This window comes from Rummeliibacillus pycnus (assembly GCF_044359855.1).
GTDB classification, from domain to species: Bacteria; Bacillota; Bacilli; order Bacillales_A; family Planococcaceae; genus Rummeliibacillus; species Rummeliibacillus pycnus_A.
Genome location: NZ_CP132291.1, coordinates 2,536,972 through 2,550,864, shown reverse-complemented (window position 1 = coordinate 2,550,864; position 13,893 = coordinate 2,536,972). Strand labels below are relative to the sequence as shown.

The 13,893-nt window shown below is 34.6% G+C and carries 18 protein-coding genes; 9 read left to right on the top strand and 9 right to left on the bottom strand.

From position 1 onward, the window contains the following. The first annotated feature begins 35 nt into the window (after window positions 1–35). A complete protein-coding gene (locus Q8X41_RS12585) occupies window positions 36–614 on the top strand; it encodes a peroxiredoxin family protein (RefSeq protein WP_397536662.1) in 579 nt (192 codons plus the stop codon). A 246-nt stretch (window positions 615–860) separates the two neighbouring features. Here Q8X41_RS12585 and Q8X41_RS12580 read toward each other — a convergent pair whose 3' ends face one another. Beyond that, window positions 861–1,490, bottom strand: coding sequence for a sterol desaturase family protein (locus Q8X41_RS12580; RefSeq protein ID WP_397536661.1), 630 nt, complete (start codon window positions 1,488–1,490; stop codon window positions 861–863). A 21-nt stretch (window positions 1,491–1,511) separates the two neighbouring features. After that, window positions 1,512–2,195 carry a GntR family transcriptional regulator gene (locus Q8X41_RS12575; RefSeq protein WP_397536660.1) on the bottom strand — a complete coding sequence of 228 codons (684 nt, stop codon included), beginning with the start codon at window positions 2,193–2,195 and terminating at the stop codon, window positions 1,512–1,514. A 647-nt stretch (window positions 2,196–2,842) separates the two neighbouring features. On the opposite strand from Q8X41_RS12575, the gene Q8X41_RS12570 reads away from it, so the two are divergent. Next, entirely contained in the window at window positions 2,843–3,721 is an 879-nt protein-coding gene (locus tag Q8X41_RS12570; protein ID WP_397540266.1) for a radical SAM/SPASM domain-containing protein, read from the top strand. Between the two features lie 290 nt (window positions 3,722–4,011). Beyond that, complete coding sequence (locus tag Q8X41_RS12565) at window positions 4,012–4,290, top strand: hypothetical protein (protein WP_397536659.1); 279 nt, start codon at window positions 4,012–4,014, stop codon at window positions 4,288–4,290. 179 nt (window positions 4,291–4,469) lie between these two features. Here Q8X41_RS12565 and Q8X41_RS12560 read toward each other — a convergent pair whose 3' ends face one another. Beyond that, window positions 4,470–4,961 (bottom strand): hypothetical protein, encoded by a 492-nt coding sequence (locus Q8X41_RS12560; protein WP_397536658.1) that lies wholly within the window; start codon window positions 4,959–4,961, stop codon window positions 4,470–4,472. Between the two features lie 375 nt (window positions 4,962–5,336). Here Q8X41_RS12560 and Q8X41_RS12555 point away from each other — a divergent pair, with 375 nt between their 5' ends. Then, window positions 5,337–5,492: a hypothetical protein gene (locus Q8X41_RS12555; protein WP_397536657.1), complete on the top strand. Its 156-nt coding sequence runs from the start codon at window positions 5,337–5,339 to the stop codon at window positions 5,490–5,492. A gap of 104 nt (window positions 5,493–5,596) precedes the next feature. Here the strand turns inward: Q8X41_RS12555 and Q8X41_RS12550 are convergent, their stop codons facing one another. Continuing rightward, entirely contained in the window at window positions 5,597–6,760 is a 1,164-nt protein-coding gene (locus Q8X41_RS12550; protein WP_397536656.1) for an MFS transporter, read from the bottom strand. Between the two features lie 82 nt (window positions 6,761–6,842). Between Q8X41_RS12550 and yeiL the strand changes: the two genes are divergently transcribed. From yeiL to Q8X41_RS12525, 5 genes are all read left to right on the top strand, one after another. Next, window positions 6,843–7,514 carry a transcriptional regulator YeiL gene (yeiL, locus tag Q8X41_RS12545; RefSeq protein ID WP_397536655.1) on the top strand — a complete coding sequence of 224 codons (672 nt, stop codon included), beginning with the start codon at window positions 6,843–6,845 and terminating at the stop codon, window positions 7,512–7,514. A gap of 490 nt (window positions 7,515–8,004) precedes the next feature. Beyond that, a complete protein-coding gene (locus Q8X41_RS12540) occupies window positions 8,005–8,340 on the top strand; it encodes an aminotransferase yhxA (protein WP_397536654.1) in 336 nt (111 codons plus the stop codon). A gap of 38 nt (window positions 8,341–8,378) precedes the next feature. Then, the gene (locus Q8X41_RS12535) at window positions 8,379–8,777 is read left to right on the top strand and encodes a DUF350 domain-containing protein (protein ID WP_397536653.1); all 399 of its coding nucleotides are present in this window, start codon (window positions 8,379–8,381) and stop codon (window positions 8,775–8,777) included. Between the two features lie 18 nt (window positions 8,778–8,795). Continuing rightward, a complete protein-coding gene (locus Q8X41_RS12530; protein WP_397536652.1) occupies window positions 8,796–9,251 on the top strand; it encodes an RNA helicase in 456 nt (151 codons plus the stop codon). Window positions 9,252–9,259: 8 nt separating this feature from the next. Then, window positions 9,260–10,483 (top strand): glutathionylspermidine synthase family protein, encoded by a 1,224-nt coding sequence (locus Q8X41_RS12525; RefSeq protein ID WP_397536651.1) that lies wholly within the window; start codon window positions 9,260–9,262, stop codon window positions 10,481–10,483. A 299-nt stretch (window positions 10,484–10,782) separates the two neighbouring features. Here Q8X41_RS12525 and Q8X41_RS12520 read toward each other — a convergent pair whose 3' ends face one another. The 5 genes from Q8X41_RS12520 to pgeF form a co-directional block, all read right to left on the bottom strand. Continuing rightward, window positions 10,783–11,022 (bottom strand): hypothetical protein, encoded by a 240-nt coding sequence (locus Q8X41_RS12520; protein ID WP_397536650.1) that lies wholly within the window; start codon window positions 11,020–11,022, stop codon window positions 10,783–10,785. Window positions 11,023–11,079: 57 nt separating this feature from the next. After that, complete coding sequence (locus Q8X41_RS12515) at window positions 11,080–11,889, bottom strand: DUF4097 family beta strand repeat-containing protein (protein ID WP_397536649.1); 810 nt, start codon at window positions 11,887–11,889, stop codon at window positions 11,080–11,082. Next, window positions 11,886–12,437, bottom strand: a complete 552-nt coding sequence (locus tag Q8X41_RS12510; protein WP_397536648.1) for an HAAS signaling domain-containing protein — start codon at window positions 12,435–12,437, stop codon at window positions 11,886–11,888. The genes Q8X41_RS12515 and Q8X41_RS12510 overlap by 4 nt, the downstream gene beginning before the upstream one ends. Next, a complete protein-coding gene (locus tag Q8X41_RS12505; protein WP_397536647.1) occupies window positions 12,430–12,753 on the bottom strand; it encodes a PadR family transcriptional regulator in 324 nt (107 codons plus the stop codon). Before Q8X41_RS12505 ends, Q8X41_RS12510 begins: the two co-directional genes overlap by 8 nt. 290 nt (window positions 12,754–13,043) lie before the next feature. After that, the gene (pgeF, locus tag Q8X41_RS12500; protein ID WP_397536646.1) at window positions 13,044–13,808 is read right to left on the bottom strand and encodes a peptidoglycan editing factor PgeF; all 765 of its coding nucleotides are present in this window, start codon (window positions 13,806–13,808) and stop codon (window positions 13,044–13,046) included. Between the last annotated feature and the right edge of the window lie 85 nt (window positions 13,809–13,893).

The following is a 13,893-nucleotide window of genomic DNA, read 5'->3' as shown; positions in this document are numbered from 1 at the left end:
ATTCCTTATTCATTTACAAAATTGGAGGTATTACATTGGTTAAGAATTGGGTGTCCATTATTATTATTATGGGTTTAATAACGATAGTTGCAATGAATGCTCTGGGTAACGAGAAAAAAACAGTGAAAACATCTGAAATAGCTAAAAAAACCGAAACAGCATCTACTAATCAAAAAGAGGATACGACATCTCAAGTAGAGTATGTAGCACCAGATTTTGAGTTAAAAACGTTAGAAGGTGAAACAGTACGTTTATCGGATTATGTAGGTAAAAAGGTGATTATAAATTTTTGGGCAACATGGTGTCCACCTTGTAATGAAGAAGTACCACATATGCAAAAGGTTTATGAAGAGTATAAAAATCAAGGTGTTGAAATTTTAGCGGTTAACGTAACAAATAAGGATAAGGGAAAAGAAGCGGTTGCTCAATTTGTGAAAAAACATGGACTAACTTTTGAAGTTTTGTTAGATGAAGAAGGTCTTGTAGGTAGTACATATCAAGTACTTACGTTGCCAACGACTTATATGATTGATACAAAAGGAAACATGGTTGACATCATTGAAGGTCCAATGAATGAGGCATTGATGAAAACATTAATTAACAAGGCTGAATAATAAAAATTAAACATTTCCGAAGAAAAGCAAAAACTCATGCATCGTAATTGTTGTTGAGACAAATTTCGTCAGGATATTTATTCTCAGAAGAGGGACCGAATTGTATTATCACCTGTTTCTTCATAATTTCGAAATTAGTTGCTCTATATCCCTAATATAGGGGGAAATGTTTGCCACTCTCTAAGAAATGTTGAAGTTACAAAGTTCATTCGACATTTCTCAGGGAGTGACAATGGATTATTTTTTTTATTTTATTTTCTGGTCACCACGTTTTTCTAGATTTTTAGCAGTTTTACTTTGGTCAACATCCTTTTGGTTTTTAAAGGTACCCATGAGGAAATCATAGGCTGGGTTCGTAACACCATACCAGTAATTTTCATTTTTGAAATGGTGCCATAAATGAACCTTTTTCATCCAACGCCCCCATGGAGATATTGGCCGAAGTGGGCGATGGGCGATATAATGCTTCCACTCATAAAATAATAAAAAGAGCATGATCCCTGCAATAAATGCGTTTGTAAGTACAAAGCTAGATGAAAGAAAATAAAAAATGACTGCTACAATTGCAATATTTGGAACACTATACCATAAGGGTAAAAATAATAAATGTAATTCATTCGGATTTGTATGGTGGTCATAATGTAAGCGTTTAAGCATTTTTAACAAAAATTTATTCTTTGGTGGTTTCAGATGAAAAAGAAACCTGTGTGTAACATACTCAGCTAAGGAATACATAATCATTCCCAGAATAAAAGCACCCAAAATTCCGATAGAGGTTAAATGTATAATCATAAATCCAAAGCTAATGAGGAATAGACAGCTCATGATTAATATATCAGTGTAGGAAAAATATTCTTTAAAATATTTCAATCTCATTTATCACGCCTCCAGCTTTCTTTATTTTTTTCTATCCTTCCAGAGAGCCAAGCTTTTCTCCATTGTTGTCTTAGACAACCTTTCGGCTTCCATTGCATCTCCCTTTAATGCAGCTTTTAATAAGTCGTGGTAATAGTTGAAGGACAACCTACGATGATCTTTTACAGAAAAATATCTTTTCGCCATATCTACATAAAAGGAATCGAAGCTATTTAAAATGAGTAGAAAGATCGGATTAGCAGCATGGCCAGCACACCTTTTTTGCAAATCCCAATCAAATGCTGCATAGCTTTCTGCACTATCTTCAAGCTGCTCTAGATTGGCAAGGAGAGCAACCACTTTAGGTTGATTAAACGTAATAGCATCACGAATATAAGTCGGAGTCAAAGAAATTCTTAATTCTAATAAGTACATGATAAATTCATCTGTAATGGTATGATGATTCTCAACAATATTAACAAGTGTCGTTAGATTCCCATTGCGCCAATAATCATTAACAATCGCAGGCATTCCCTTTCTCCCTGTTATCCATCCACCCCTTCCTAAACGTTGAAGTGCTTCCCGAATAGTTGGACGACCAACACAAAATTCTTTTGCAAGCTCTCTTTCTGGCGGTAAAGTATTTCCTACAGAATAAACACCAGCCAATATGGATCTAATTAATTCATTCTCAATTTTATCTGAGGAGCGTTCCTTTTCTTTCAAATCCTCGTCCCCTTTGTTTTATGGTAATACAAGTTAAAGACGGTGGTAATACCAAAAATTATAATTAAGTTTGAATTTTCTGTCAATGGTAAAGAGCGAATTTTTTATAAATATAAACAAGCCCAACATATGATACAGGAACTAGAACATGATGGAGTAAAGGTCAAGGAGGAAAAAATATATTTATTCACCTTAAAATAGAGACAAAATGGGGCATAATTAGGGCTTAATTTGTTAATAATTAAAGAATTAATTGAAAAATGAGGACAAAAAATAGTGAAGTTGTTTTACCCTATCCAACGTAATGATGAACCTTACCATAAGTAAATGAGGTTTTTAAGTAAGCTTGTCTCTTAAGACTGCATAAATGGAATACACTAAAGGCGGAACATTTTTGGTTAAAATTTCGACAATATGTTAGTTGCCTAATTGTTCGCTAACATGCGAACAGTACAAGTGAAGGAATTCCTGTTTAGATAGTAGTAGGATAAATAATAGGCAAAATACAAATGCATTCCGTTAAACAGAAAAATGGTAACAGTAGTTTCTATGAATAAGCATATTTCCATTTAGGACAAATATGCTTTAATAGTGATAGAATAATAGTTCATCCTGTTCTAAGTAGTCAAAGAAGTGGGGAATTAATGGTGAAAAAATTTAAGAAGTTTTACTTAGAGATTACAAGTGTATGTAATCTTGCATGTAGCTTTTGTCCGCCAACGGAACGACAGAAGCAATTCATATCTGTGGAGGATTTTTCTAAGAGATTAGACCAAATTAAACCGCACACAGACTACATTTATTTACATGTAAAAGGTGAGCCACTGCTCCATCCTAAAATTGGCCAATTGTTAGACATAAGTCATGAAAAAGGGTTTAAAGTTAATATCACAACCAATGGAACATTAATTAATAAAAAGAGGGAAAAATTATTAAATAAGCCTGCGCTAAGACAAATGAATTTCTCACTCCATAGCTTTGATGGCCATAGTGGTTCTAAAGATAAGGAAGGGTATGTGAGAAGTATCCTTTCTTTTATTAAAGAAGCAACGAGTCAATCAGAAATGATTGTTTCCCTGAGATTATGGAACCTTACACAAGACAATGTGACGAATATTGAAAGAAAACGAAACAGAGAATTACTAGAAATTATTGAGAAAGAATTTGATTTAGACTACAAAATTGAAGAGAAGGTTGTACCAGGAAGCGGCGTGAAAATTGCGGATCGCATCTTCATCAATCAAGATTACGAGTTTCAGTGGCCTGCGTTACATGAAGAAGAAGATGATGGAAAGGGCTTCTGCTATGGCATGCGAAATCAAGCAGGTATTTTAGCAAACGGAACTGTTATTCCTTGTTGTCTAGATGGCGAGGGAGTTATCAACCTTGGAAATATTAATGATAATTCATTTTCTGATATTATCGAGATGGATAGAGCAAAAAACCTTGTAGATGGTTTTTCACGTAGAGAAGCAGTGGAGGAACTATGTAGAAAATGTGGATATCGCAAAAGGTTTGGAAAATAGATAGGCAAATGGCTAGGATTTTGTAAGGTAACTTAGAGTTTTGTACCACATACTTGAATAAGTTTAGAAACCTTGATTGGACATAAAAGTCAATCAGGGTTTTGTTATGAACTGGGGATTTTTTTTAATATCAACTACTCTTTCATAAATTACTCGTATTATGTACAAGAATTCATTTATTAGATTACATAGGTATTCATTCGTCACTCTATGCGCGCATATTTTTCTGAACATTATACAATACTATATCTAGATTATTTATCTAATTGGCAGGAAGGGAAGAGGCATAATTGGCGAAGCATTCAGATGTAAGTTGGAAACAGGATCATCCTAGCACCTTATTTGGCAACTCTGTCCAAAAGGCAGAGCGACTTTTGAAGCAAGCAAAGTCACACCCGGAGGAAATAGCACTTGAACATGCTTTCAATCAAATAGAACATGCAGAAAAATCACTCTTGAACGCAGTAGAATATGGTGAGCATATGGATACAATTCAGCAAAATAAAGAACACTTAGAGCTGATCAAGCAGCAATTACACGAAGTGCAAGAGAAAGTAGAAGAGCAGTAATATAAGACAATAACCCCCGTCGATTTCACAAAACGCACGGGGGCTATTTTATTTTTTAGTTGGACACTTGTAATGCTTTTCTTCCAAATGTAGTTTGTAGTCGCAAGGAGGACTGAGCATCAGATCAGGCATTAATATCTTTAAAATGGATTGTATAAAGTAAATATCTATAAATAGTATTAACACCAAACGATTATTTTATAAGGTGTGGTTTGAGCAGGGATGCTTCTTGTAGTAGGACCATATATCACGATTAGGTTTCGATTTGCAGGGTTTTTTGAAAAAGGCTGCCCATTTGTGAGTAAGATAGTGGTATAGGGAGAGATGTTTAATTTTAATTGGCCATCACTACTCAACAATTGGTTATTAAAAAAGTCTACTTTTACATTTTGAGAGTTGTTTTCCTTTACAACGACAAGTGCCCGATATTGTGGTGGGTATATCAAAGGTACGGGTGCATCTCCGTCATAATATCCAGTAATCCGATCTCCGAGGATTACAATTTCCTGGTTTACAAAGTAAGTAGTAGGTGAGATCACGAAATTGACAATGCCACCAATCCCATCTTCTACCGTCATTAGTGTATAACAGCCTTCTCCTTCCCCATTTTGCCCAATCATAAAATCATTTATCTGGGTCACAATTCCGCGAAAAGATTTAAAATTTACCATAGCCATTCCTTTCTTTGTCAAATCTCAATCGATTAATCTCGTTTAGGTTATTGTTTATTTGAATGAAAAAAATAAATAAATACATTTTGTACAGTATCATCTTAATTTATGTGACATTTCCAATATGGGTGACAAAGAACGAATTGAACCTACATTAGTAGGCGCTGTTAGGTTAGACTGTAGAGAAACTATTGAAATAGCAACAGTGTTGTTAAACGAAGCATTTTAGTAAAAACCTATTTAAATCTTTTAAGGAGAACCTTATCATTAGTAAGTGATATTAGTTTTGCAAGAAATAATATAAATATTGCATCCGGTAATATATACTTAATAATTTGCTAACTATAACGTTAATTTTCAAAGGAGGAGAACCTAATGAAATACATTTCTAAGAAAAATAAGAAATCCCTTTTAATATTAATCATTTTTATTATTTTTATGGCTGGTTTACTCGATATCAAATATCAAGGACTATTCTTCCAATCATTACCTGGATCGATGCAATCTTATTTAGCCAATATTTTTAAATAAGTCGATTCAACCGAAAAGATGCCGGATTATGTTGTTATCTTTTGAATAGAAGTGTTACTACAATTTAGAAGTAGTAGAAAGTGGATCGTCCTTTCTTTACAGTTTTAAAGCATCTCCTTTTTATTTTCCAATTTCCTATAAACAAGGGCAAGCAACATTGATGGAATGGTACAAACAATCATTCCGATAAAGGCGTATCTTGGCTCGATTTGATATAAATAACCACCGAAAATGGTGAGTAATGCGGTGCTCCAACTAAGTGCCAGTGCGGAATAAATGCCTTGTGCTTTTGGAATCTGTGCCTGTGAAACATTTTTGATTAGGTATTTCATAAATGCATAATGCCCCATTGCAAATGAGCATGCGTGCAGGGTTTGTGCGATAGAGAAACCAATAACATTTGGAAAGGCAAATATGAGTATCCAACGTAAGGTTGAACCAAGTGCCGCAAGTGCTAGTAATGAGCCTATTGAAAATCTATGGAATTTTCGATCTGCGATTGAGAAGAACAAGATTTCTGCGATGACCGCAATGTTAAGTATTCCGCCAATTAAATAGTTGGGTGCATGAATTTCCTGTAAAAAAAGATAGCCATAATTGTAATAGGAAGCGTGTGCCGCTTGCAGTAAAATCACAACAATGAGTACCAAACCAAAGTTTTTGATGCGAAATAATGCAAACAGGCTTCCTTTGTCTGTTTGTTCTGCTAGCGGTTTTTGAGATAAAATAGCAGGTGCACGCATAAACCCTAGAGACACGAACAGCAATATTCCAAGTAGCAGTGCCCAAAAGATCACATCATCTCCCAGCAACCCTGTGAAAAAGGTTAAAATTATGCCGGCCACGACAAATCCAATCGACCCCCACTGGCGGCTTCTCCCATAATGGTTTAATTGTTTACTCTGCACGAGTATTCCTGCAGCAGTATCTAGAGTAGGCATCAAAGTTGGGTAAAAAATGTGCAAAAGTAGAGTTGCTATTAGTAAGCTGGTAAAGGAAGTTGCTGGAATATAACATAAAATTGCTATTAACGTTCCAATTCCCGCTACATTTAATAAGGTTTTACTACTAAACTTCATTGAAAAATAAGGAAATGCAACTAATGTAGAAAGGCCTCTCGCAATCAAGCCTAAGCTCATAATTAAACTAACCTGTTGAACTGTTATCCCTTTTGCATGAATCATCCATCCTGTCCAATAAGGTAGAAAAATGCCCCATGTCATAAAAAAACTAAAAAACTGTTTGCTCATCCAGTATTGTGTGTTCATTCTGTCTTCCCTCCATTGTTTGCATGATATCATGGAGATAGTTACAATAATATGAGATATCTCATATTACCTGAGGTGGAAAATGGAAATTTATAAAGGTGAGAAAAAACGAGAATATTTGAAGAAAAACTCTATTGCACATTTATTTTCTTTTTCGATAGAAGAGTTTGTAGAAGTGCGTGAATATCAACGAGATGAATGGATTATTCAAGAAGGCACGAGACCGAATTTCTTATTTTATGTTATAGAAGGAAAAGCAAAAATATATGTAACACATCAAAATGGGAAAGTTTCTTTAATTAATATGATCAAAGCGAATGATTATATTGGGGAAATGGAATTATTAAATGAGGAGTACTATACAAAAGGAATTCAAGCCTCTACTAAGACGATTTGTTTTGCTCTTCCTTTCCATTGCTATCGCGAAAAACTTCTAGAAGATGTGATATTTCTACGTGAACTAACTAAGTTTTTAAGTGTAAAAGCAACACATATGGCGGAGAAGTATTCACAAAGTCTTGCTTTCCCACTTGAAAACCGACTTGCGGATTTTATATTGCAAACTTCTGATGAGGAAATATATAAGGAAAAACATGTAACAGTTTGTGATTATTTAGGCGTTTCTTATCGGCACTTGTTGTATGTGCTCGCACAATTTTGTGATGAAGGGTATTTGCAAAAGGAAGGTCGTCATTATCGTATTAAACAGTACAGTGCCCTAAATGAGCTTGCTGAGATGTTGAAAAATACTTAACCATTTAAGGTGTTTTTTTATGCTTTAACAGGCAATTGTGATATAAAAGTTGAAAATAACTGTTGAGAGACCAGCTTTCTCAAAAGACTAACAAAAAGCTATCAGCTATATGACAGCTTTATTAATTAGATAGCTAGTTTTTCTAGGATACAATCTACTATTACATGAATATCTTCATTTTCCGTGTTTTTCAAGTATTCAGGCTTAAGGCATTTGAGGGGAAACCATTAAAATTCTAGACTACATATCTTAAATATAATGGAAAAAAGAGAGGGTATTCCAAAGTACTGCATTAGGGATATCCTTTTTTGTGGACAAAATGGATCCTCCTCCCATGTTATTCCGGTGAACAGTATAGTTTGAACAACTGCAGATATGGCCGAAAAGACATGATTTATAGAGTTCACAAAACAGCCTCTTTTTATATTTTTGAATCTTTTTTTGAAATCCGTTCGTAAAGTATATTGTAAAAAGGAAGAGGGTGAAAATAGTGGGGAAAACTCAAAAAATTATGATAGGCATTACAACGACTGCACTTTCACTTGGTCTTGTTGGATGCGGTTCAAATAGCGCTAATCTCCCTCCTAAACCTACTGATAAAAATTGTGATGATTGGGAATGGGACGACAATAAAGGTGTCTGGGTATGTGATGACAGCAGTTCAAGTCACAATGGTCATTATTACTATGGCGGCCATTATTATAACAATAAAAATTCACTATTAAAAAGCAGTGGTTATAAAAGTTATAAAAAAAGCTCTTCATTTAAAGAAGGAATTAAGGCGAGTTCTGGATTTGGTAGTGGGTTTAAAAGCTTCGGGGGATAAAATAATTATTATGTTTAAAGCAAAAAAGGAGGATGAATGTGAATTTATATATCAATTTTCTATCTTATTTAGGAGTAGCCTTACTTCTGCTTCTTGTGGGAGTTGCACTATTTGCAATTAGCACGCCGAAGTTAAAAGAATTTCAGTTGATTGCTGAGAGAAATGTAACAGCGGCAATGTCACTCGGTGGGAAGATCTTTGGTCTAGCTATTGTTTTAGGAGCCGCTGCTGAATATTCGGTATCACTGGTGGATATGGCCATTTGGGGAGTCATTGGGATTGTATCCCAAATTATTGTGTTTGTACTAGCAGAAGCCATCACGATTCGTTTTAGTATTCATCAAGCAATCGAAGAGGATAATCGAGCAGTAGGTACGATGTTATTATCGTTATCGTTAGCAGTTGGTTGGATTTTAGCAAAATGTCTATCTTACTAATTGAGGCGGGGAAGTATATTGAAACAATTAACGTATTATATTGATAAAGGCAATGATTACTATGAGCGGTTCTATGAATATAACATTCCAAATGTTGGAATAGATGAATTTTACGCAAGACAGCTATGTACATATTTCATAATAAGAGGAACCCAATACAAGCTCACTTCAAATGAGATGGATGGGGAAAATGACATTTTGGTGATTAAAGAAATAGGAAGGAATCTGCCAGGGGAAGATGAAAAAAGCTTTCGTGGTGAAGGTATACATATTGAATTTCGTAGCCCTCATGAACGGGAAAATTACCGACTGTTTTCTCGAATTTCAAGTATTTCTCACTTTGATGCTCTGCGTTTTCTATTAAAGGATGTTGTTGATGTTCCAGGAATCGGGCAAAAGCTTGTTACCTCTACAGAGATTGATGAAGATCGGGGTGTATATGTGATTTACGTCAAGGATTTAGAACAGGACTGAGTGTACATATGTATCATACAAAACGAAAGCAGTTATACGGAAAAATGGAAGGATTTTGGGCAGATCTTTATGGTGAGGAATATGCACTTTATGATATAAAGCTTTTAAACCAAGAGGATGTTGCTCATATCCGTCTTATTAGTGAACGTATTGGCTCTATATTTTTTAAAATAGGTTCCTTACTTCGAAAAGTGCCCGATGAAATTCTTCTTGAAATGGGGTTCCCAAAGGATACACTTTCATTTATAAGACTAAAAACACTTCCAGCCGAGAGTGTTATCTCACGACTTGACCTTATCCCATATGGAGATAGTTATAAATGTATTGAAATCAATGCCGATACGCCAACATTTATTAAAGAGTTATTTGATATAAATAGATTGGTATGCCAAGAATTTGGCGTAGAAAATCCAAATGAAGACATGGAACGACTTTTACGAAAAGCGGTCCGTGACAGCATATACCAAAGCACAGATAAGGAGTCCCCTCATATTGTTTTTACTGCTCACGTGGACAACGTTGAGGATCGTGAGACCGTAAAGTATCTTCAAAATGCTGTGCTGCCATCTAAATTTACTCCTCTCCATAAGCTTCAAATCCAAAAAGGTGTAGGGCTTTTTGATGAGGAGGGTATCAAAATTGATATCCTTTATCGGCAAACATTTCCGATTGAAAGTTTGATAATGGATGAAGATGAGGAAGGAAGTCCAATTGGTTTATGGTTGATAGAACTTGTGGAGGAGAAAAAACTGTCGATCATTAATCCCCCTTCATCCTTTTTACTACAAAATAAAGTAGTTCAGGCGGTAATTTGGGGATTGCATAAAGAACATCATCCTTTCTTTACAGAAGAAGAGCATATGTGGATTGAGGAATATTTTCTTCCGACTTATCTTGAACCGGATTATTTTTTACAAAAGCGTCTTTCCTTTGTGAAAAAACCTACATTTGGAAGAGAAGGAGACACGGTAGAAATATTTAATAAAGATGGCCAGTTAATCCACGCGGATGTTCAAAATTCTTATTCGAAATACATCCCTGTTTATCAACAATTCGTCGAGCATCCCACAATAACGTTTAATAGTGAAAAAGGGAAACAGGAAGGAAAACTTCTACTAGGAAGCTTTCTGCTTAATGGAAAATCTGCAGCATTTGGTTATAGAGTTGGAGGTATGATTACCAATAATCTCTCTTATTACTTGCCTATAGGACTCTTAAAAGGAGAGGGATAGATATGTAGATTTTACATACAATCCTTTCAAAATAGAAAATTGTTTTTTTCAAATCGTATATATGGATGTTTTAAAAAGACAGCGTCACTAAGTGAAGTGACACTGTCTTTTTTGAGATAGAGCTTATTTCATTAATCTGGATTGATACCTTTGGCGTTGTTACATCAGATAATATGGATAAGATTAAAATAGCAATTAATACATTTCTCGATGATCTGTGATTAAATAGGAGGTTCCTAAATCTACAAAATTGCATAATTATTAAATAGATATGTATTTAGTGAAATACCCAAGTTATGCTATTTAGATAAAATCTGGTTTTGCTGTAGTATAGATTGATCTTCATCATTGATAGGACCGTAGCCTTTTTCAATCAAGGCTTTTATGTACAAATTATTGTATATAAAAGAAAAAACTAGACCTAGTATCCAAGCTCCAAATCCTGCAGTAATTACGCCGGCAACTGCTGCAGTAGAAAAAAGCACATCATGTAAAAAAAGGATGTGCTTTATGTTCTTAGCTGCTCCAATAGTATCCAATATTTTCATCTGTTCAGAGGGTAAAATTCAATCTGCAAACAAGGCCGGTCTAGCCATTTACTTCGTTATTGTAATCCGTCCATTATTCGTAGTTAACTTGATTAAATTTTCCCCCTTGCCAATAACAGCAGCGTTCCTGTATTTATCAAGGATATTGACAGTACCGTTGTCTACATGAACATCAAATGTTACATTTGTCGGTTCTGTTTCTGTTTGAACGGTAATAATTCCATTGTCGGAATCTAATTGAATGGGGCGATCTAAACTTTTGGTTTTTAAAGTGATTTTCCCATTGTTTGTTTCCCCAGTAAGTTTTCCTTCTACATTTTTTAGAACAATCATGCCATTATCTGAGTTCACACTCGTCTCAGTTGATTTTATATTTTCTAAAGTAATCCAGCCGTTGTCTGTCTTTGTATAAACATCATTTGCTTGTAAATCTGCTACTTTTATTTTTCCATTATCACACTCTACTTTTATCGATTTGTATGACTTTTCAGGAACATATATTTTTAAAGATAGTGGTACTGCCAGAACGTTCAGAGTAAAGAATTTAAACTGACGATCCTTTAATGTAACCGAAAGTGTTTCACCGTTAACTGTAGTCGATAGTTCTTGTTTAGAGGAAGATGATTTCTTACCTTTTAGTTCTATCTTAGTGGTATTGCCTTTTGTAGGGATTATTTCTACACTTGCATTATCAATATGAACATCTAATACCTTAATATCTGGATTAGTAATTTCCTTTGTTTTTGCAACTGAAACCACTTCATTGCTGGAGCGGAATGTTAGAATGCCGCCAACCACACCAATTAATAGAAGAACGAGTGCAATAATTGAGATTAGTTTTAAAAACATCTTACTCATGCTTTTAAACCACCTTTCACAAGAGATACATTAAATTTCAAATACTTTACAAATCCCTTAGTAAGCCATTTTGTGACAAAAACCATGCCCAAAATAATAAATAGTCCAAGTCCGCAAAGGCCAATGGATGCAAATAAGTCAAAAAATTCAAAAGCCCCATTAACAGTATTCACTAAGACAAGTAAAGGTGAGACGATAAAGGATACCCCTGCTACCCAACCAGCAAAAACCATGCCTAATAATCCTATAAATGGTCCAAGGACTATGACTAAATTAAAAAATCCCAATCCAATAACAGCCCAAACAGCACGAAAAATATTCCCTGTTGTAGCGGTTGTTTCAACTTTTTCAAGGTGATACGTTGCAAGTAACTCCTTGGCAATATTATGAGGGGTACCTAGAGATGCAGCAATTTGTTCTTCTGTTTTTCCTTCTTCTAATCCAATTGCAAAATGTTCTTCATAATCCTCTAAAATATCTTGGCGTTCAACTGATGATAGGCCCTCTAAAGCTAAATTTAAATTTTTTAGAAATTGTTCTTTAGTCAAAATTCTCACCTTCTTTTATTAATTGATTGACACCTTTTGTGAATTTTTCCCAATCATTGATAAGCTCATGAAGATATTCTCTTCCTTTGTCCGTTAATCTGTAGTACTTCCTAGAAGGTCCCTCTGATGATTCCTGTAAGTAGGTTGTAAAGTATTCTTCCTTCGTTAACCGTCTTAAAAGAGGATAAACGGATCCCTCCGAAATCTCGATTTGGTCGGAAATTTTTTGTACTAGTTCATATCCATAACGATCTTGCTTATCTAAAAGCACGAGTACACAGAGCTCTAATACGCCTTTTTTAAATTGCACGTTCACAATTCTATCACCTCCTTTTATTAATTCACTACTGTTTATTGTATAGTACAATACCTTGAATAATACCTGTTGGCTATAATATAACATCCAGTATTATACATTGCAAGGTACTAACACCTAATTTTCCTTATTTTATTATTATCTTGGATCAATTTTTTTATTTTGAGATTCATTTTAAATTGTAGAACTAAGCAAAATCATTAGTAATTGAGTCTCCACAATTAAAAAACAGAAAATAAAAAAGCATATCAATGTATGAATGATATGCTTTCAATTTTATTTTCATGTAGTTAGTTGCCCATTTTCATAATAAAACTTAAATGTCTTCCGGCTTGTTTGTCTTGGCGATAAGAAAATCCTTCTGGGTTTAAAAATGTACAAGTAGGATCTATCGCAATATGATCAGAAGGAATTCCTGCTAGTTCGCATTGTTTTTTTACAGTTTGTTGATTGTCGATATGATACTTATTTGTTTGATCATTGTAATACATAAAGTCATCTGCGTAACCAAGGTTTTTGAACTTTTCATACACATCTTCATCCACTTCAAATTTCTTCTGGCTTAGAGCTGTGCCAATATGAATATGCAAATCACTCGGATTACAATGCTCAACTTGTTTTAGATGTTCAAATGTTTTCAAAGTAATTTCTTTGACAGTCCCTAGCCAGCCAGAATGAATCACACCAATGAGGCCATTCTCTTCATGATAAAAAGTGACGGGTACACAGTCGGCTGTAAAAGAGCATAATAATAGATTTGGCTCAAAAGTGTATATGGCATCTGTATTCGGAATAGCTGTATCTTTACTTTCAGCACCTCTGCCTTTATCAGCAACCGTTACCTTATAGACATTTGCGCTATGAGTTTGATTGGCGCAAACAAAATGATCTAGTCCACAACCGAGAGAAATGGCTAATCTTTTACGGTTTTCCAATACATCATCGGGGTTAACACAAGTATGTAGTGCCATATTTCCTTGTTCACGTTCGATTTCATCCCTTAGAGTAATACCCGCAATAAACTTTTCATTATCTAAGTAAATGTTTGTTTTCATATCATCACCTAATTTTAATATATCTTAATGGACAGAAGATGTATAGGCATTCTGAATTTCGGCAAAAAAGCTCATATAGCATTGT